The following is a 20,190-nucleotide window of genomic DNA, read 5'->3' on the forward strand; positions in this document are numbered from 1 at the left end:
ATTTATTTTGCACAGACAAAGAACGGCTGTTATTGATAAAAATTCTTTAATTTTGGCTTCTTCTTATAATCGAAGAAAATTAAAAATTTGATTCGTCAAATATAATTCAAAATTTGTGCCTTTATATGCAAAATTCAGAGGTTTTTATACTTGCCATTGAAAGTTCCTGCGATGATACTGCGGCTGCAGTTTTACATAACGACAAAGTACTGTCAAATGTTGTTGCCAACCAGTTAATTCACAACCAATATGGCGGTGTCGTTCCTGAACTGGCCTCAAGAGCGCATCAGCAAAATATCGTTCCGGTAATTGATGCCGCGCTTCGTAAAGCAAATATACGAAAAGAACAGCTAAGCGCCATTGCTTTTACGCAAGGACCTGGCTTAATGGGTTCTTTGCTTGTTGGAGGTTCTTTCAGCAAATCATTATCGCTGGCGTTAAAAGTGCCGCTTATTGCTGTAAATCACATGCATGCTCATATTTTAGCGCATTTTATAGATGAAGAAGGATTTGACAAACCCGAGTTTCCTTTTTTAGCTTTAACCATCAGCGGCGGACATACCCAGATTGTAAAAGTGAACAGCTTTTTTGATATGGAAATCATTGGCGAGACTACTGATGATGCTGTAGGAGAAGCTTTTGATAAAAGTGCCAAAATTCTTGGACTTCCTTATCCAGGCGGACCTTTGATTGATAAATATGCGAAAGAAGGAAATCCAAAAGCATTTCAATTTACGAAACCAAAAGTTCCCGGATTGGATTTTAGTTTCTCCGGATTAAAAACTGCGATTCTATATTTTATCCAAAAAAATAAATTAGAAAACCCAAATTTCATCGAAGAAAATCTAAATGACATTTGTGCTTCTATTCAACATACGATTATCGAAATTTTGATGGATAAGCTGAAATTAGCTGTAAAAGAAACCGGAATCAAGCAAATTGCTATTGGCGGCGGTGTTTCGGCAAATTCAGGAATCAGAACTACATTAAAAGAAGCAGAAGGCAAATATGGCTGGAAAACTTTTATTCCGAAATTCGAATATACCACAGACAATGCTGCAATGATTGGAATTGTAGGTTATCAAAAATATTTATCAAAGCGTTTTGAAGATGCATCTGTAGTTTCGAAAGCGAGAATTCAATTTTAATTATGCAATTATTTTACAATCCTGATATTGACGAAACTACTCAAACTTTTAATTTTGACAAAGAAGAAAGCCGTCATATAATAAAGGTTTTACGCAAGAAAGATGCAGATATCCTGCATGTTACAAATGGTCAGGGATTATTGTTTGAAACCGAAATTACGTTGGCTTCTGACAACAAATGTATTGTGGATGTTTTGTCAATCAAAAAAACTGAGGAACCAAAATTTCGTCTTCATTTAGCGGTTGCGCCAACCAAAATGAACGATCGTTTTGAATGGTTTTTAGAAAAAGCTACAGAAATTGGAATTCAGGAAATCACACCAATATTTTGTGATCGATCTGAAAGAAAAGCGGTAAACGCAGACCGATTTGAAAAAATCATTCTGGCAGCAATGAAACAGTCAAATGAAACGTTTCTTCCAAAATTAAATCCAGCTGTTTCATTTAAAGAATTCATTAAACAAAAAAATACAGGTTTGCAATTCATTGCGCATTGTGAAGAAACGAACAAAAAATCACTTAAAGATGCTTTGAAACCAAATGAAAATGTAACTTTATTAATTGGTCCGGAGGGTGATTTTTCTGAAAAAGAAATTGCATTGGCCATTGAAAATAATTTTCAGCCGGTTGCTTTAGGAAATACACGTTTACGTACAGAAACTGCTGCGGTTGTAGCGTGTCATAGTGTTGTATTTTTTAATGAAGTTTAATCATTATATTGTCATTTTTCTTTCGTCGAAATGACAAAACATGTAATTATGAAAAAAATATTCTTGTTATTTTTATTGATTTCAATCTCTTCCTTTTCACAAGAAATCGCATTGCTTAAATACAGCGGCGGAGGCGATTGGTATGCAAATCCAACTTCTTTGCCAAATCTTATTCGTTTTTGCAATTCAAATATTAATACCAGAATAAAAGCAAAACCATCAACAGTTGAGCCAAGCAATCCTGATTTGCTTTCTTACCCTTTTGTTCATATGACCGGTCACGGAAATGTAGTTTTTAGTGATTCTGATGTGACTAATCTTAGGAACTATTTGAATTCTGGCGGTTTTCTGCATATTGACGACAATTACGGAATGGATCAATATATTCGAAAAGAAATTAAAAAAATATTCCCAAATAATGATTTAATTGAAATTCCCGCAAATCATCCTATTTTTCAAAAACCTTTTCCTTTTCCAAACGGACTGCCAAAAATCCATGAACATGACGGCACGCGCGCACAGGCTTTTGGGATTTTTGTTGAAAGCAAATTAGTTTTATTATATACTTACGAATGTGATCTTGGCGATGGCTGGGAAGATCCTGAAGTTCATAATGATCCGGCAAATGTTCGAGATAAAGCCTTAAAAATGGGTGCAAACATCATCAATTATATTTTTACCAATTAAATACAGCTAAAGTGCAGCTCACTCACGAAGAAAATCAATTTGAAAGAAAAACGTTTCCAATAACTTTAGTCTGTGATCATATTTATTTTCAGCAGAATATTGGTTCGCTTTTTAGAATCAGTGAAGCTTTTGGAGTTGAAAATATCCTTTTTTTAGGGAAAGATATTCCGCTGACGCCAAGAAAAATAAACAAAACTTCCCGAAGTACACATTTACATGTTCCGCATACTGTTATTCAAGAAACTTCAGATTTGATAACACATCTTCTTGAAAACAATTTCGAAATTATTTCCCTTGAAATTACAAATAACAGCAAATCTCTTAAAGAAGTCATTATTCTTGATAATCAAAAAATTGCACTTATTATTGGAAATGAAATTAACGGAATTTCAGATGAACTGCTGCAAATTTCACATCAAATTGTGCACATAAATATGTTTGGAAAAAACTCAAGCATGAATGTTGTACAAGCTGCAAGTATTGCACTTTATGAGATTACTTCTTTATAAAAAATTCTTTTTTGAAGCATCCTATCGTTTATTTGCCGATTTGATTTGTTTAATTTTTTCGATAAACAACAGATAATCAAGACAAAATACACTTTAAGAATACAAAAGAAAGAAAAAGATTATTAATATTTTTTACTTAATTTTTGTAGGAATCAACATTTGTAAGGCTTTGCAAAATTTCTCACAAAATAATCTTTGTAATATTTTTCTACAATATTTTTTTGTTATAAAATTGCGTTATAGTTAACCAAATTTAATTTTTTATAACAAAAATCCAAATTATTATGAAAAAGATTTTTATTACCGCAGTTGCAGCGTTAATGCTGTTTTCTTGTCAAAACGACCAAAATGAAGCCGCTAATTCAGAAGCTAGTGCCGCGACGCTGCGTTCTTGCGCTTCGCAAGATGTATTAGAAGCACAATTGAAAGCAGATCCGATGCAGGCCATCAGAATGAACGAAATTGAAGCATTTACAAATGAACAATTGCTTAAAGGATTTTCTGGCCGTTTGGTAAATGGCAAAATCGAAATTCCGGTTGTCGTGAACGTGTTGTACAAAACAACTGCACAAAACATTTCAAATGCACAGATTCAAACACAAATTGATGTGCTAAACAAAGATTTCAATGCTTTAAACTCAGATTACAACAGCGTTCCAGCTTTGTTTGCAGGAGTAAAAGCAAACATCGGAATTACCTTTGTACTGGATCAGGTTATCCGTAAATCGACCACCAAGACATCTTGGGGTACCAATGATGCGATGAAAAAAACTGCTCAAGGCGGGATTGCTCCAACATCTCCTACAACAAAACTTAACCTTTGGTCTTGTGCTATTGGTGGAGGAATTTTAGGGTATGCGCAATTTCCTGGAGGAGCATCAGCAACAGACGGAGTTGTAATTGATTCTCGTTATTTCGGTTTATCAGGTGCTGCAAATGCTCCTTTTAATTTAGGAAGAACTGCTACTCATGAAGTAGGTCACTGGATGAATTTACGCCACATTTGGGGAGATGCAACTTGCGGAAGCGACTTAGTATCTGATACTCCAACGCACAACACTGCAAATTATGGCGTACCAGCTTATCCTCATTACAGCACTTGTTCTGGAACTCCGGTTGAAATGACAATGAATTATATGGATTACGTTGATGACAACGCCATGTATATGTTCTCTACAGGTCAAAAAAGCAGAATGACTGCTATATTCGCGACTGGCGGACCAAGAGCTGCATTTGCTCAATAAAACATTATAAAAACCAAATAGAGGTTTAAAAGCGAGATTTAACGATCTCGCTTTTTTTTGCCCTAAAGTTTTAAAAGCTTTTTCCTATATTTATGGTCTAAAACCTCAATATGATAACATCAAAAATCATTTCTAACGGAATTTTAAGAGCATTAGCAACTATACTTGTTATTTGTGCTGTTTTATACTTTTTATATGAAATACAAACTGTAATTGTGTATCTCTGTATTTCATTAATTCTCTGCCTTATAGCAAATCCGTTAGTCCAGTTTTTAAAAAACAAATTAAAGTTCGGCAATTCATTGGCGGCGACCATCACCATTATTCTTTTTATTCTAATGATGGTTGGCTTTATTCTTTTATTTGTTCCGTTAATTATTTCGCAGGCCAATAATTTAGCACTTTTAGACACAAATCATTTACAGGCACAATTTTTACAAACAGAAAAAAGTTTAGAGACTTATTTTAATATTCAGCATGTTGATTTGAGTAAAATGCTGAATGATTCAAAAATAACATCAGCTTTAGATTTTAACTATTTTACAAGCTTTATAAACTCTATTATGAGCTTTATGGCCGATATGGGAATGGGATTAGTTTCGGTGTTTTTTATAACTTTTTTCTTCATTAAAGATCAGGAAACTTTTAAAAGCCAAGCCCGAAAAATTCTTCCAGACACAAATGAAGACAAGATTTTAAATTCAATAACTAAAATAAATCATTTGCTTACCCGCTATTTTATTGGCTTGTTATTACAGCTTACGGTAGTTTTTATTTTGTATATCATCGTCTTGGTTATTTTTGGAAACAAAAATGCGTTCGTCATTGCTTTTTTATGTGCGATTTTAAATGTTATTCCGTACATAGGCCCAATCATTGGAACTATTTTGGCTGCATTATTAACGATGATCAGTCTAATTGGAAAAGATTTTCAGTCCGAAATTCTGCCAACAACCATTTATGTAGTAATTGGATTTTTATTGGTTCAAGCTATCGATAATAATATCAGTCAGCCTATAATTTCATCAAAAAGTGTAAATTCGCACCCATTAGAAATCTTTTTGATTACTTTAATCAGCGGTATTACGTTTGGAATCGTCGGGATGATTATTGCAATTCCTGTTTACACAATGCTTAAAGTGATTTTAAAAGAGTTTTTCCCTGACAATAAAATCGTCTCCGTATTAACCGAAAGAATTTAGCTTTGAATACTATTATTTTGCACCAAGACATTCAAGATTTTATATCTAAAAATATTGGTGTTTCGATTGCAAAACTGGCACTTCAAAAAAATCCTTTTCCTGAAGCAGAATGGATTTTGATTTTAAATCAGATTGAAGCCAAAACAAAAGCTAAAGATAAATTGCCAACTTGGTTTAAAACCGAAAATATCATTTATCCAAGCAAAATTTCGGTTGAACAGACTTCTTCTGAAAAAACAGCTGCTTATAAAGCTTCTTTAATTTCGGGAGAAACTTTAATTGATCTTACTGGAGGTTTTGGCGTTGATGATTATTATTTTTCACAAAAATTTAAATTTGTAACACATTGTGAAATCAATGAAGATTTATCCGAAATAGTAAAACACAATCTAGAACAGTTAGAAGTCAAAAACCTGACCTGTTATGCAGGTGATTCAGCTGAAGTTTTAAAAGAATCCAATCAAAAATGGGATTGGATTTATATTGATCCTTCCCGAAGAAATGATGCAAAAGGCAAGGTTTTTATGCTAAAAGACTGTTTGCCAAATGTTCCAGACTCATTAGATTTTTACTTCGAAAAAAGTGATTCTATTTTAATTAAAACAGCGCCTTTGCTGGATATTTCTGCAGGTTTATCTGAATTGAAATTTGTTAAAAACATCCATATTATCGCGCTTGAAAATGAAGTAAAAGAACTGCTTTTTGAAATTCACAACAAATATCTGGGTAATATCACAATTAAAACAGCCAATATTCTAAAAGATAAAATAGAAACATTTGAATTCATTTTAGGCAATGATACTGAATTTCCATCTTATCATTTGCCGCAAAAATATGTTTACGAACCCAATTCGGCTATTATGAAATCAGGCGGATTTGACGAAGTAAGCACTTCTTTCAAAATAAACAAGCTTCACAAACATTCTCATTTATATACTTCGGAAGAATTAATTGATTTTCCGGGCCGCACTTTTGAGATCGAAAAAGTGATTCCGTACAGTAAAAATGAGATAAAATCGGAACTCGCAAATCAGCAGGCAAACCTAACAACACGCAATTTTCCTGAAACGGTAGAAAACATCCGAAAAAAGTGGAAAATAAAAAACGGAGGAAATTTATATTGTTTTTTTACAACAGATAAAAATGATAGCAAAATAGTTTTAATTTGCAGAAAAATAACTTAAAAATGAAACAACTAATTACGCTAACCTTTTTTCTATTAACCTTTACTGCATTTGCACAAAAACCATGTGAATACAGTGTCAATGTAAACGACTCGATTGGGTCTTACAAAGTAACAAACGAATATCTTATCAGTGAAAAAAACTTTGGAGGAAACTCGAGCTATGTTTTTTTCTCGCTGGCACAAACTGACGGACTGCCAACGCTTAATTTACAGCTTATTCAAAAGAGCAAAGATTTTATAAAAGCAAACTGTTTTGATAAAAACTCACGTGTTTTTTTACAGCTTCAGAACGGAAAAGTGGTAACATTAATGCACATTAATCAAGAAAACTGCGGGACATTAATTCATGACAGCGGCATGGATAATAGAGTAAATACAGGAATTTTTATGTTCATGAAAGATAATTATGAGGAACTTAAAAAATCGCCTGTAACAATGATGCGAATTAAATATTTGACTGATACAGAAGATTATATTGTAAAAAGCGAAATAACCTCTGAAATGAACAGCAAAGTATATAATCCAGATACTTATTTTATTCAGAACATTCGATGCGTTGAATAATTATTCGCATTTCCAGTTTTGATTCGAAACCTTTTCATTCAAACCTGTTTTTAAATTATAATGCCACCATTCTGAATCAAAAGAATTAAAACCATTTCTGATCATTATTTTTTTCAGAAACTTTCGGTTTGATTTTACTTCTTTTGAAAGATTTGCATAATCATGGCTGGCTTCGATTCCGAAAAAATCAAAAGGAGTTCCCATATCAACTTCTTTTCCATTAGTATCAACTATTGAAATATCAACGGCTCCTCCTCTATTATGGATGGAGCCTTTTTTTGGATCTGCCACATATTTAGGATTCGATACAATTTCCCACATTCTTTTTTGAATGGATAGCGGTCTGTAACAGTCGTAAAGTTTTATTCTGAAACCTTTTTTCTTGAAATCATTATTAGCCGCAATTAATGCTTTAACGGTTTTCATTCTCAAGACACATTCGGCACAATCATACACTTTTGCTTTTAAAAAATTATCTTCGGTTGCATACTTCATATCATAGACAAAATCTGTACTGAAATCTTTTAAATTAACGAAAGAAGTATCTGGAATTACTGGTTTTACCGGGCTTGCGTAAGTTTCATTTTGCGCTTTTGAAGAAATATTCCAAAGAAGAAAACCAGCAAAAAACAAGAATTTAAAAGATTGTGACATGACGTTTATGATTTAAAAATTGAAATTAAACAAAAAAACGGAATCTGAGATTTAATTCATACAATTTTCAAAAATCTAATTTTTTAAGTTTTTGGTATTTTTTTTCGAATAATAACGAACTGGATATTTCAATATTTTTTCATTAAATTAGCTAAACATCACTTTATAAGTCAATTAGTTAATTCAAAAAAGAAAATATTATGGACAAAAGAACAAAACATTTGCTTATAACTGCACTGAGCTGTTTCTCTATAATAGCATGTAAAAAAGAAAGCATCAAAAGTGTTCCTACAACCGACTCCACTTCAATAAGAACCGAAGCCCTGAAAGCAGATTCTGCAATAATTAATCCGACCGACACCTTAATAAATCTCGTTGGCAAAAGTGTTATTGGAACTCATTTATTATCACAGAGCAAATTAGCTCCAAGATTAAAAACACTTTTAGGCACCGATTACGATCAAATGGTTAAATATTGGAATACTGAAACTCCGTTTGAAAAAGAAGGCGATATTTTGCACGCCAGCGGATGCAAACAGCATGACTGCAATACATATTCGTATGATTTGTTTATTGACCTAAAAAACAACAAAATCAATGTATATAAATTCAGCGAGTCAAAACTGAATATTTTCGCCGAAGGTAATTTTAGAATAGTACTGAAAGATTCTTTACTAAGAGATTTGAATATTAAGAAAGATGATGCTAAAATTGAGTAATCAGTTTTTTTTTAGGGGTCAGTGGTCAGTTTTTTAGTGTTCAGTCTTCTTTAACAAACTTCGACTGAAAACTAAGATTTTGTCAGGCTGAGCGAAGTCGAAGCCCACGCAACGCAAAAGCCCTTCGACTTCGCTCAGGGTGACACTTTGAACTACTACTGAACACTAAAAAACTGACCACTGAACACTAAATCTCCCCCGTCATCAAAATATTTTCCTGAATTCCTTTATCTCTGAGCATTCTGAAATGCGAACGCACGGCGTGATAAAATGGATATGAAGTGTACGGAAGATCATATTCTTCGGCATAACGCATTATAATTGGCGTGATGTAAGGATAATACGTGTGAGCGACGCCCGGAAAAAGATGGTGCGCCACGTGATGCGTAAAACCTCCATATAAAAAATTCGCCAGTTTGCTGTTTGTGCTAAAATCCTTTGTTACAATCATTTGATGCATTGCCCATGTAGCTGAGAGATTTCCCTCTTCATCTGTTCCTGGAAAATGTGCGTCTTCGTCAACATGTGTCGAAACAAGCGCAACAACTCCCAGCGCGCTTCCGCACAAATGCATGGCAAACCAGCCTCCTAAAACGACATACCAAGGCTGACTCAGCAAGAACATTGGAATAAAAAGCAGATAAACCAGATTTATAATTTTTGCTGCGAATAATCTATAGATTTCCTTTCTCGGAATCTTTTCAACTACTTTTTTTACATAATTGTTTTTTGTGCCGAAAAAGTCCTTAAAATCACGAATATAAATCCAATTCAAGCTGTAAAACGGATAAATAAACCACATATAAATATGCTGATATTTGTGATAATTAAACAATGGACTGTTTGGAAAAATCCTGATGATATCGCTCTGCTTAATATCAATATCCCAATCTGGAACATTTGGATAAGCATGATGAAGATTAATGTGCCGACGAGTCCAGAGCCAATGATTGCTTCCAAAAAGCTCTAAAATATACATAAATCGTTCATTGTGTTTTACTTTTTTAAAAAGTGCTCCGTGCGCAGCGTCATGAAAGGCATTTATAAAAAGGACGATCATCGTAAAACCACACAAAATGTAAAAAAGAAATAATAACGGAGTACTGCTACCAAACAGTAAAATACAGGTGTAAAACAAAAAGAAAAGAATTACTAGTCCGACAGACTTAATAATGTTTAACAGATACAATGATGAATTTTGTAAAACAGTTTCGTTCACTTCTGTGCGCAACTTTTTAAAAAAATCATCATGACCCGCTTTGACATAAACTGGGCGTTTTAATTTTTCCATGTTATTTGGTTTTGCTAGAAATTGTCATACCAAATTTAATAAAAAAAAGTTAAACCACGCTAAAACAAAGCTTTACAGATTTAAAAAGTAAGAAAAGCTTATTATTTAAAAAGTGCAGAAAAATACAGAAGTACTCCTAAAAAGCACAACAAAAACACATCATTTTTCATCACCATTTCTCTGTAAATACAGCAAATACTTATTGTCACATTGTTATTCCTCTCTTAAATAATGATTTTATAAAGATGTGATACAACTTCACTTTTTCGTATTTTGCCTATTAAATACATTTTTAGAAACTTTTTATTATGCTGAAATTTAAATACATCGTAATCACTTTGCTCTTTTCTGTAATGACTTACAGCAAAACTAATATCTATGTAAATCAAGTTGGTTATAATCCAAAAAGTCAAAAAATAGCCATCATAGGAGCTAAAGATAATCTGAGCGAGAATTCAAGCTTTGATATTATTGATAGCAAAACAAATAAAACAGTATTTACCGGATTGATTGGAAAAGCGCAAAAAGTGGATGACTGGAAGCTTGGAGAAATATATTATAAAGCCGATTTTTCATCTTTTGAGAAAACAGGAAATTATAAAATCACTTTCAAAATCGCAGATCAGATCTACGAATCCGCCCGTTTTTCAATTGAAGAAGATATATTGGCAAAACGTACCATTTCGTCAATTGTACACTACTATAATAAACAAAGAGCAAATACTCCTGAAGAACTTGAAGCCGATAAAAACATGCTATTATTTGGCAGTACAAAAAGAGTCGATGTTCATGGCGGCTGGTGCGACGCATCTGGCGACGTTAGTAAATATATGTCACATTTGGCTTACGCCAATTTTGTATCACCGCAGCAAACGCCATTAGTGACTTGGTCGCTCATTAACACATCTGAAGCAATTCCTGAAAAACTTACGCAATGGAAAATAAAAGATTCACTAGATAATGAAGCCATTTGGGGTGCCGATTATTTAATGCGCTGTCTGTCTGATGAAAATTATTTTTATATGATTGTTTTCAGCTATTTTGACAAAAATCCATCTGCCAGAAGAATTGTAGGGCTTAAAGCCAATAGCGTAACTACACATGAATATCAAAGTGCCTTTCGCGAAGGTGGGGGAATGGCAATTGCAGCACTGGCCCGAATTTCGCAATGGAAAAAATATGGCGATTTTACCTCTAAACAATATTTAGACGGAGCCAAACGAGCTTACGCACATTTATTAGTAAACAATACCAAATATGATGATGACGGAAAAGAAAACATTATTGACAATTACTGTGCTTTAATGGCTGCAACCGAATTATGGATAGCAACAAATGATAATTTCTATAAAGAAGAAGCTAGAAAATGGGCGCATAATCTTGAAAGCAAAATGACCGATAAAGGCTGGTTTCGAACGAACGAAAGTGATCGTCCGTTTTGGCATGCGGCAGATGCAGGTTTACCAATTGTTGCACTGACAAGATATTTGAAAAAAGAAAACGACAATAATGAGATTAAAACAGCGAAAAACGTTATAAAAAAAGCGTTAGAATATAATGTGGCTGTTACTAATAATGTAGAAAATCCGTTTGGTTATGCAAGACAAACGTTTTTGTTTGAAAATAAATTAAAAGACGGCTTTTTTATTCCGCATGAAAATGAAACTGGCTGGTGGTGGCAAGGAGAAAATGCTCGATTAGCATCACTCGCTACTGCAGCAATTGAAGGCGGGAAAATTATTTCTTTTCAAAAAAATGCTTCTGAAAAAAAATCACTTGATTTATACGCTTCACAGCAATTATCTTGGATTTTAGGCTGTAATCCTTATTCGGTATGTTTTTTATACCAGTTTGGAGAAACTAATGTTCCGTATATGCATTCCAATTACGGACATGGTTCGGAGAAAGGCGGCATTTCAAATGGTATTACTGGCAAAGATGGAAATCCTGATGGATCTGGAATAGATTTTAAAATGGATGTTGACGGAAATGATGAATGGCGCTGGACGGAACAATGGATTCCACACTCAGCATGGTTTTTACAGGCTATTACAGCTTTGGTCGAAAATAAAAATTAGGATTCAATTAAAAACTGTATTTACTATCAAATGAAAAATTCAATAGCAGCAATTGTCTTACTAATCATGAGTTTTTTTCTTCATGAAAATTGTGTCGGACAGGCAAAAAAATCAAAATTCAAGGTTTTAGTTTTGTATGAAAACGGTGGACATCATTTGCCTTTTACTTTAGCTGCGAAACCTTGGCTGAACAAACTGGCAATCGACAGCAGTTTTACAATTGACTACATTGAAAATACCCAGACAATTAACGAGGCTCTTTTAAAACAATATAAGGTTTTTATTCAGCTTGATTATCCTCCTTACACTTGGAGCGAAGAATCGATGAAAGCATTTCAAAAATACATGAATGATGGAAAAGGTGGCTGGATAGGTTTGCATCATGCCACTTTGTTAGGTGAATTTGATGGATACCCAATGTGGCAATGGTTTTCTGATTTTATGGGAGGAATAAAGTTTGTAAATTATATTCCAGATTTTGCAGACGCCAAAGTGAAAATTGAAGACAAATCACATCCCGTTCTAAAAGGAATTCCTTCTGACTTTTTAATACAAAAAGAAGAATGGTACATTTATGATAAAAGTCCGCGTGCGAATGTTCATGTTTTAGCTTCTGTAGATGAATCTACTTATGTGCCCGATTCAAAAATCAAAATGGGCGATCATCCCGTAATTTGGATAAATGATCATTTTGCTTCACGAAATGTTTATATATTTATGGGACATTCTCCTGAATTATTCAACAATGAAGCTTACACAACGCTGTTGAAAAATGCAATATTTTGGGCCGCTGGCAAAAACTGAGAAATTTAATTTTAGAACTATACGTTTTGTCTTTTGCTTTTTTTACTATAATTTCTTTTCCAAAATAGAAGAAACAGAATCCCCATAAATAGTACTAAAATATCTATTTTCATTATAAATGGTATTCGCATTATATGATCATTATAATAACTTCCGCCTAACAGAGCCCCACAGCCTATTCCAATTTCCATAGAAATATACATCGTTGCAATTGCTTTGCCGCGATGTTCCGGCTGACTTAAATCGATAGTCCACGCATTTATTGCCGGAGATAAAATACCAGTGCCCATTCCGTAAAGAGCAGCACCAGCAAGCATAATATTTAATTCCTTTCCTTCACTGATTACAAATAATGCAGTTGAAGTTATAATTAATCCGATCAGAATAACATTTGTGCGTCCGTATCTATCAGAAACTTTTCCGGCTCCAAATCGTACCATTACAGAAGCAATAGTAAAAGCAGTAAAAAAGACTCCCTTGTTTTGCGCTCCAAGATGCTGGCTCCAATCTGGAATCAAGGTCAAAATTAAACCATAAGCGGTATAAGAGAAAAACGTAATGACTCCTGCAGGAAGTGCGCCAATGTCAATAATATCCTTTCGGCTAATCAAAAACATAGATTTATGAAGCTTTTCCTTTGTTGCCAAAGTTTCTTTCATATTCATTACAATTACAATAGATAAAAAAGCAAGAAAAGAAGAACTGTAAAACATAACTTCAATGCCGAAAGCGTTTACAACCCATCCGCCAATTGCAGGGCCTAAAGCGCCGCCAATACTAAAACATAAACCATGTAAACCTAATGCTTCGCCCCAACGTTCCCTCGGAATAATATCGGCAACATAAGCAGAAGTTGCTGTAGGTTTAAATCCTGTCGAGAAACCGTGCACTAATCGTAAAAATAGGAATCCTGAAACCGAACTCAAAATTGGATATAAAAATCCGCAAATGACACAGACAGTGGATCCAATTGCCATTACTGGAACTCGCCCCCATTTATCAGTAAGTTTCCCGCTAAAAGGACGCGATATTCCCGCCGTAAGCGTAAATAATGAAATGATAAAACCTTTGTACTCTGCTCCTCCTAAACTACTTAAATAACTAGGAAGTTCTGGTATAATCATATTAAAACTTGACGAGAACAAAAGTGAACTCATACAAAGTAAAATAAATTGAAGGGTATAAATAGATTTTTTATTTTGGACCATTATCAGGTTATTAGAATATTTTCCGCAAGGAAAAAAAAGGAATATTTCGAAATGCAAATATACTTTTCTCTTCTAATAAACTCAGGGAAATCTGTTGAAAATAATGAACTAAAAAACAACTAAATCAGAGTTATTCCAACGAAGAATTTTGACAAGATTTAAAAAACGTATAAGCTCTTTTCTCTGCATAAGAGTAGGTTGAATTTCGTAACGGAAAAGCACAGTGTCCTCCATATTTTGGAGTTTCCAGATAAACGTATTGGCTTTCTTTAGCGATTGCTCTTGGGTAACATCTTTCTCCTAAAAAAGGATCATCCAGTGAATTAATAATTAATACTGGAGTAGTAATATTTTTAAGAGAGAATTCAGGAGAAACTTGTTGGTAGTAATCATCTCGGCTAGCAAAACCATGCAAAGGTGCCGTAAAATAATGATCAACTTCATCAAAAGATGAAATATTGTCAATTTGATCACGGTTTATAAAATCCGGAAACTGTATCGCTTTATATTTCAGTTTTCTTTTGATATCAATTGTAAAATTCTTTAGATAAACTCTATTAAAGCCTTGTTTGAGTACCTCTGCACTTGTTGCAATATGGGTAGGCACTGAAATAGAAACACCGCCTTTTATTCGCTCATCAATTTTTGTCCATCCAAAATAATTCAAAAGCTGCACACCACCCATTGAATATCCGATCATATAAACCTCTTCAAATCCTTTTTTCAAAACAAACTGAACAGCTGCATCAAGATCATCAACTGCACCATGATGATAAAGTCTTGGCAGGCGGTTCATTTCTCCTCCACAGGTACGATTATTCCAAGCAAAAACTGAAAATCCTTTCTTCTGAAAATAAGCCGAACAGCTATTATTATAGGTTCTTCGGGAATCACCTTCTAAACCATGGCATAAAATCACGGCTTTTTTAGGGTCATTTATAATAAAATCGATGTTGATAAAATCACCATCCGTCAACTCCAATTTTTCTCTTGTATAGCCCGGAACTTCAAACTTTTTAAACAAAGCAGCATAAATGGTAGAAACATGCCTGTTCCGATACATAATACTAGGGAAATCATATTCTGATTGTTCAATTACTGGCATGACTAAAAAGTGTTTTGGGTGCGTTATACAAATCTACTAAATGAATCAATATGTAATTTAAAACTGTCTTTTTTTATTTTATTTTTATGAATTTTTATTGAAAAGATGATTCATCCGAAAACAGACTTATGTAAAGAAGATGCACTCACATCAAATGAAGTAATCAAGATATTTCATGTTTACAAAGAGTTATAAAACAAAAAAAAACACTCGAGTTGAGTGGCTTTTGATGTGAATCTTGAAAAACAAAATTTGATTTATCTTTCAATTATATCATTTTAAAGAGCTTAAAATAAAAAGTCTTACATCATTACTAAATAATTTTCCAGTATTTCCTAAATATAGCATATGCCCCGATTGGTATTCTCTAAAAATGACTCTGTCTGCAGAAAAATTTGCTTTTTCTACAGTTTTTTTAGCATAGCCCACCGGAGTTGATAAATCATAACTTCCTCCCGCTATAAATACTTTTAAATTTGGAGTTCTGCGTAAAACAACATTTAAATCATCTGTAAAATCTGGACCTTCTTTAGTCTCTTTTCGTGACCATTGCCATTGAAACGAAATATTTTTCCAATCAATAGTTTTATACGTGTCTTGAATATCAATCTTTAATTTTGAAACCAGCAATTCTCTAAACGCAGTAGTAAATCCGGGAACGTATCTTCCCATCGCCGGATCATCTGCAACCGGATCATTACCAGAATGTTCAAGGGGAAGATTGTATCTTGTATCATATAATCCAATCTGTAGATTTTCTTTCGACAAAAGACTGTCTGCAAAAAATTTTGGAGCTATTTCAAGCGTTGACGAAAAAAAATCTCTTGATAATCCTGTGTATTTGCAAAGTCTATCAATTATTACACTCCTTTCTGTTACCGAAAGTTTTTGTTGGTTGTCTAATAAAAGTGCATTCAAATAGTCTTTTTCTGCAAATGCTAAAACTTCTTCTTGAAATTGTTCGTAAGAAAATAACGTTTTGTTTATTTTATTATAATACCAGGCTGTGTTTGCTAAAGTAGGAAGTAATGATGCTGCTCTTTCTGATTTTGCTTCCGATGTTAACTTTTTTAAAGGCGATTCCAAAGTAGTTCCCAGCATAATAATGCCGTTTACTGTTATGCCTCTCATTACACCAGAATACGTTACGCCACCCATAAGTGCTCTGGGAAGAACTGAAACTCGCTGGCTTCCATAACTTTCTCCAATAAGAAACTTTGGTGAATTCCATCTATTATTTTTTATCAGCCACTTTTCTATAAATTGCGCCATTGATTCAGCATCCTGATCTACTCCATAAAAATCTTGCGGAGTGCCAGGCGAAATAATATGGCTGAAGCCAGTTCCCACAGGATCAACAAAAACTAAATCTGCTACATCCAGCAAACAATCTGTATTCTGTTCCAATCCAAATGGAGGCAAGTTAGAGGAATTAATTTCAGGAGTCAATTTTACTTTCCACGGTGCAATACTGCTCAGATGCAGCCAAATAGAAGAAGATCCAGGTCCTCCGTTGAATACAAAAATCACGGGCCTGACTTCTTTATTTTTATTTTGTTTTATATAGGAAAAACTAAATACACTGGCGATAACTTTATTATCATCATTTTTAAGCAATATTTCATCTGCTATTGCATTGAAATGTAAAGGCTTTCCATTAATATCAATAGTATGTTTTGTACTGAAGAAAAGCGGTTTTTTAATCATGATTTCTTCCCTTGCATTTTCCTGACTAAAAAGGGAGAATGACACTAAAGAAAGAAAAGTGATTAAAAAAAATCGGGCAGCATTTACCATTTAATAATTTATTAAGTGCGTAACAAAATTTGATTTATTTTTTTGAAAATTCCCGTCTAATTCTGCTTAATGATGTATCGGTAACATTGAGATAAGAAGCTATTTGTTTGAGTTGTGCAAATTGAAAAATTTCTTTATTGGTTGTAATAAGATTCTCATATCGGGCTTCACCGCTAAGATTAATTAATTCCAACGCACGTTTTTTATACATCATGTATTCTTTAGCCAACATTTTTACCCCATAAGCCCTAAACTCCGGAACAGTATGCAGTAATGCGTTCAATTGATCATAACTGATGGCAAAACCTCTGCAATCTGTAACCGCTTGTATATTCTCAGATGATTTGGTTTTTAAGTAAAACGATGACACTTCAAATACCACGCTATCTTTTTGATAGAAATTTGTAGTGATTTCATTTCCATCAATATCATGTGTAAATGCTCTCATAAAACCGCTCTGCAAAAAGAAATAATGTTCATTTATTTTTCCTTCTCTAAGAAAAAATTCATTTTTTTCAATAGTAATCTCTTCAAAGAACTCTACCACCTCATCTAACGTGCGGTCTGGAAATGGTAAATTTTTTATGATGTAATTTTTTAATCCTTGTTTGTCCATTGGTTTCTTTGTTAATATTATACGCAACAGCTTCTTTACAAGACCGTTGCAGGTCAAAAATAATCAATTACCTAATAATTAGATAAAACACAATCTCAAATCACCTGAAAAAAAAAGACACTATTGAGAGACAAATGAGAGACACTTTTTCTAAATACTTGAGAGATAGGAGTATAAAGTTATATTATCAGGAAGTTTTATCTTCGAAATAATTCTCTCTTTTCTTTTTTTACTTGCATATATTGTTATACTCAACAGATTTGAAATCTCTTTAGTCGTTAAATTCATATAGATATAAGCAATATAACGCATATCATTAGACGTTAATGATGGGTGTAGTTTTCGGAGTCTTGCCAGAAAACCGGGATTTACTTCTTCAAAATGAAAAACAAATGTTTCCCATTCATTATCATTTCTTAAATAATCTTTTAAATGTTTAATATGTATATCCAAAGTAGAGATTTTCGAAAGTTTTGGTATATTTTCTATAGACATAATCAAATTATTAATAAGCTGATTTCTGCCCGAAAGATATAATGCTCTCGCAGAAAGCTTCCTGTTTCTTAATTCAATTTCTTTTTTCAGTAGTTCCTGTTCCCTGTTCATTTCATGAATTTGCTTTTCCATTTCCAGATTTCTCCTTTGGGCTATTAGCTTTTTTTGCCTTTGTATCAAGATCAGAAGCGTAAAAATGAGCAAGGATATTATATTTATTGAATAACAAAATTTATGTTCTTTTTGCAATTGCATAAACCAATCGTTTATTGTTTTTTTTTAAACCGGTTACTGTTGCCATTTCTTCTTTCATCATCTCAAACAATAGCCCAGCAACCGGCTTTCTTTTATAAATTATATACTTCAATTTGATCTTAATTCAATAAGAATGAATTTACTTCCTGAGAAAAATCTTTGGAATACTGAAAAATGCCGCCATGACCTGAATCACTCCAAAGTACTAGTTTCGCATTCGGAATATTCTGAAGCATCACATAAGAATTGATCGAATCGACCATACTATCCTCACTTCCATTCACAATAAGTACAGGCTGTTTAATCGCTTTAAGCTGTGTATTGCCTTCATCTGTCGCTAAACCGTAGTTTATAATTGCTTTAGCCTGACTTGCAATTGTATCCTGACTCGTTGGAGAATCTCTGTCTATTTTTCTTTCAGATAATCTTTCTAAGAAAGCTTCGCCCGCTTTAATACTGCTTGGCGTTTTGCTGAAAAAAAGATTTATCAATACTCTGTCTGGTCCATCAACAAAAGCTTTTTCTAAATGTGACTCTAGTTGTGCAATTGCTTTTCCACCTATCGATCCTGTGCCTGCCAATATAAGTTTATTCACCAATTCTGGATAATTTGCCGCTATCTCCTGTCCTATAAAACCGCCAAGAGAAAAACCCAAAATATTAACTTTATTGTAACCCAAGGCATGAATAAAATCTACAGCATCCTGTGCCATCTCTTTTACATTCTCAGGAGTAGTCCCGTTTGAACTGCCAACACCTCTGTTGTTAAATAATATTACCGGATAATTACTGGCAACTGCATTTGTAACTTCGGGATCCCAATTATCCATGTTTCCGGTGAAGTGTTGTAAAAAGATAACGGGTATGCCTTCTTTCTTTCCAAAAGAGCGGTAAGTAAAATCGGCTCCATTTACGTTGATCGATTTTGTTGGGGCTGTTTTATGGGTGAATTCGCCCAATGCTAAAATATTTTCTTTTGTTTCCATTTGTTTTTAGATATTATTTATAATTGAGATAAGAACCACTATTTGCCGCTGAATGCTTTATTAAAGGTTTTTACTGGCTAAGAATGATTCTTACCTGTGATATTGTTTAAGCGATATTTATTTTGTTTCTACAGTAATGATTTGAGCCAAAACATGCGGGAACATGATAAAAGGCGTATGGCTTGACGGAAGAGCATATAATCTTTCGATACCCGCATCTTTTGTCATTTTTTGCTGCAATGAATAACCTATTGTATGGTCATTTAAAGTGTAAACAAATACTTTATTGATTTTTCCAAATTTACCTTCGGTCAGTGTTACCGGAGTTGCTAAAGGTGCTAAAGGTTCTGGTTTTAAATTATTGCTTACATAATCTGCTACTTGTTTAGGAGCATCAGCAAGGAAAACATCAGCAATACCTTCTTTTTTGATGCTTGCAATTCCTGCTTTTTCATCTATAATAAGATTTTTACCAACATGGCTCTCTCCATCAGTTTTTGCAAGAGACAATAAGCTTTCTCCATTTTTTGGTACATAAGCCGCAATATAAACTACCTTTTTTATCTGAGGCGCAATGTCTTCTGCAACCTGACTTGCCACAATGCCGCCAAAACTATGTGCCACAAGCACTACATTTTGTTTGTTTCCAATGGCTTTTTTAACTTCTTCAACATACAGCTTTAAGCTTATCGCTGAAATTGCAGTATTATCATTTCCATGTCCCGGAAGGTTAAAAGAAATAACTGAATTTCCGCCAGCAATTAAATCTTCTGAAACGTGCTGCCAATCATTTGAAGATGACCATGCACCGTGGATTATTACAATTGTGTTTTCGTTTTTAGCTTTGTTGGTTTGTGATGAAGCTGTAATAGTTGTAAGTAATAGCATTGCTATTAATAAAATTGAATTTTTCATGATATATATTTTGTTAT

General features: G+C 33.6%; 21 protein-coding genes. 11 read left to right on the forward strand and 10 right to left on the reverse strand.

The features are described 5' to 3' along the window. Positions 1-125: 125 nt before the first annotated feature. From tsaD to GKZ88_RS07360, 8 genes are all read left to right on the forward strand, one after another. The gene (gene tsaD, locus GKZ88_RS07325) at positions 126-1,148 is read left to right on the forward strand and encodes a tRNA (adenosine(37)-N6)-threonylcarbamoyltransferase complex transferase subunit TsaD (RefSeq protein WP_155101730.1); all 1,023 of its coding nucleotides are present in this window, start codon (positions 126-128) and stop codon (positions 1,146-1,148) included. Between the two features lie 2 nt (positions 1,149-1,150). Beyond that, a complete protein-coding gene (locus GKZ88_RS07330; protein ID WP_155101731.1) occupies positions 1,151-1,858 on the forward strand; it encodes a 16S rRNA (uracil(1498)-N(3))-methyltransferase in 708 nt (235 codons plus the stop codon). Between the two features lie 48 nt (positions 1,859-1,906). After that, positions 1,907-2,545 (forward strand): DUF4159 domain-containing protein, encoded by a 639-nt coding sequence (locus GKZ88_RS07335; RefSeq protein WP_155101732.1) that lies wholly within the window; start codon positions 1,907-1,909, stop codon positions 2,543-2,545. Between the two features lie 11 nt (positions 2,546-2,556). Next, entirely contained in the window at positions 2,557-3,054 is a 498-nt protein-coding gene (locus tag GKZ88_RS07340) for a TrmH family RNA methyltransferase (RefSeq protein ID WP_347343860.1), read from the forward strand. Positions 3,055-3,338: 284 nt separating this feature from the next. Next, entirely contained in the window at positions 3,339-4,298 is a 960-nt protein-coding gene (locus GKZ88_RS07345) for a zinc metalloprotease (RefSeq protein ID WP_155101733.1), read from the forward strand. 110 nt (positions 4,299-4,408) lie between these two features. Next, complete coding sequence (locus GKZ88_RS07350; RefSeq protein WP_155101734.1) at positions 4,409-5,500, forward strand: AI-2E family transporter; 1,092 nt, start codon at positions 4,409-4,411, stop codon at positions 5,498-5,500. Positions 5,501-5,502: 2 nt separating this feature from the next. Next, a complete protein-coding gene (locus GKZ88_RS07355) occupies positions 5,503-6,684 on the forward strand; it encodes a class I SAM-dependent methyltransferase (RefSeq protein WP_155101735.1) in 1,182 nt (393 codons plus the stop codon). A 2-nt stretch (positions 6,685-6,686) separates the two neighbouring features. Further along, on the forward strand, positions 6,687-7,250 hold the full coding sequence (locus GKZ88_RS07360; protein ID WP_155101736.1) for a hypothetical protein: 564 nt from the start codon (positions 6,687-6,689) through the stop codon (positions 7,248-7,250). Here GKZ88_RS07360 and GKZ88_RS07365 read toward each other — a convergent pair whose 3' ends face one another. Next, entirely contained in the window at positions 7,251-7,904 is a 654-nt protein-coding gene (locus GKZ88_RS07365; RefSeq protein ID WP_155101737.1) for a M15 family metallopeptidase, read from the reverse strand. 200 nt (positions 7,905-8,104) lie between these two features. Between GKZ88_RS07365 and GKZ88_RS07370 the strand changes: the two genes are divergently transcribed. Then, positions 8,105-8,623 (forward strand): hypothetical protein, encoded by a 519-nt coding sequence (locus GKZ88_RS07370; RefSeq protein ID WP_155101738.1) that lies wholly within the window; start codon positions 8,105-8,107, stop codon positions 8,621-8,623. Positions 8,624-8,810: 187 nt separating this feature from the next. Here the strand turns inward: GKZ88_RS07370 and GKZ88_RS07375 are convergent, their stop codons facing one another. After that, the gene (locus GKZ88_RS07375) at positions 8,811-9,914 is read right to left on the reverse strand and encodes a fatty acid desaturase (protein WP_155101739.1); all 1,104 of its coding nucleotides are present in this window, start codon (positions 9,912-9,914) and stop codon (positions 8,811-8,813) included. 308 nt (positions 9,915-10,222) lie between these two features. Between GKZ88_RS07375 and GKZ88_RS07380 the strand changes: the two genes are divergently transcribed. Continuing rightward, positions 10,223-11,992: a glycoside hydrolase family 9 protein gene (locus tag GKZ88_RS07380; protein ID WP_155101740.1), complete on the forward strand. Its 1,770-nt coding sequence runs from the start codon at positions 10,223-10,225 to the stop codon at positions 11,990-11,992. A 30-nt stretch (positions 11,993-12,022) separates the two neighbouring features. Then, complete coding sequence (locus GKZ88_RS07385) at positions 12,023-12,796, forward strand: ThuA domain-containing protein (RefSeq protein WP_155101741.1); 774 nt, start codon at positions 12,023-12,025, stop codon at positions 12,794-12,796. Positions 12,797-12,813: 17 nt separating this feature from the next. Here GKZ88_RS07385 and GKZ88_RS07390 read toward each other — a convergent pair whose 3' ends face one another. The 8 genes from GKZ88_RS07390 to GKZ88_RS07420 all read right to left on the reverse strand — a co-directional run bounded on the left by GKZ88_RS07390 (position 12,814) and on the right by GKZ88_RS07420 (position 20,173). Beyond that, entirely contained in the window at positions 12,814-14,004 is a 1,191-nt protein-coding gene (locus GKZ88_RS07390; protein ID WP_230392479.1) for an MFS transporter, read from the reverse strand. 130 nt (positions 14,005-14,134) lie between these two features. Continuing rightward, on the reverse strand, positions 14,135-15,109 hold the full coding sequence (locus GKZ88_RS07395; RefSeq protein WP_155101743.1) for an alpha/beta fold hydrolase: 975 nt from the start codon (positions 15,107-15,109) through the stop codon (positions 14,135-14,137). A gap of 273 nt (positions 15,110-15,382) precedes the next feature. Continuing rightward, complete coding sequence (locus GKZ88_RS07400; RefSeq protein WP_155101744.1) at positions 15,383-16,906, reverse strand: septum formation initiator; 1,524 nt, start codon at positions 16,904-16,906, stop codon at positions 15,383-15,385. Positions 16,907-16,940: 34 nt separating this feature from the next. Beyond that, a complete protein-coding gene (locus GKZ88_RS07405) occupies positions 16,941-17,522 on the reverse strand; it encodes a Crp/Fnr family transcriptional regulator (RefSeq protein ID WP_155101745.1) in 582 nt (193 codons plus the stop codon). Positions 17,523-17,672: 150 nt separating this feature from the next. Next, a complete protein-coding gene (locus tag GKZ88_RS07410) occupies positions 17,673-18,149 on the reverse strand; it encodes a hypothetical protein (protein ID WP_155101746.1) in 477 nt (158 codons plus the stop codon). A gap of 100 nt (positions 18,150-18,249) precedes the next feature. Then, positions 18,250-18,384 carry a hypothetical protein gene (locus tag GKZ88_RS22580; protein ID WP_255474701.1) on the reverse strand — a complete coding sequence of 45 codons (135 nt, stop codon included), beginning with the start codon at positions 18,382-18,384 and terminating at the stop codon, positions 18,250-18,252. Positions 18,385-18,391: 7 nt separating this feature from the next. Further along, positions 18,392-19,258 carry an alpha/beta hydrolase gene (locus GKZ88_RS07415; RefSeq protein ID WP_155101747.1) on the reverse strand — a complete coding sequence of 289 codons (867 nt, stop codon included), beginning with the start codon at positions 19,256-19,258 and terminating at the stop codon, positions 18,392-18,394. A 117-nt stretch (positions 19,259-19,375) separates the two neighbouring features. Further along, positions 19,376-20,173 (reverse strand): alpha/beta fold hydrolase, encoded by a 798-nt coding sequence (locus GKZ88_RS07420; protein WP_155101748.1) that lies wholly within the window; start codon positions 20,171-20,173, stop codon positions 19,376-19,378. Positions 20,174-20,190: the final 17 nt, after the last annotated feature.

It is taken from the genome of Flavobacterium sp. LC2016-01, assembly GCF_009711135.1.
Taxonomy (GTDB): domain Bacteria; phylum Bacteroidota; class Bacteroidia; order Flavobacteriales; family Flavobacteriaceae; genus Flavobacterium.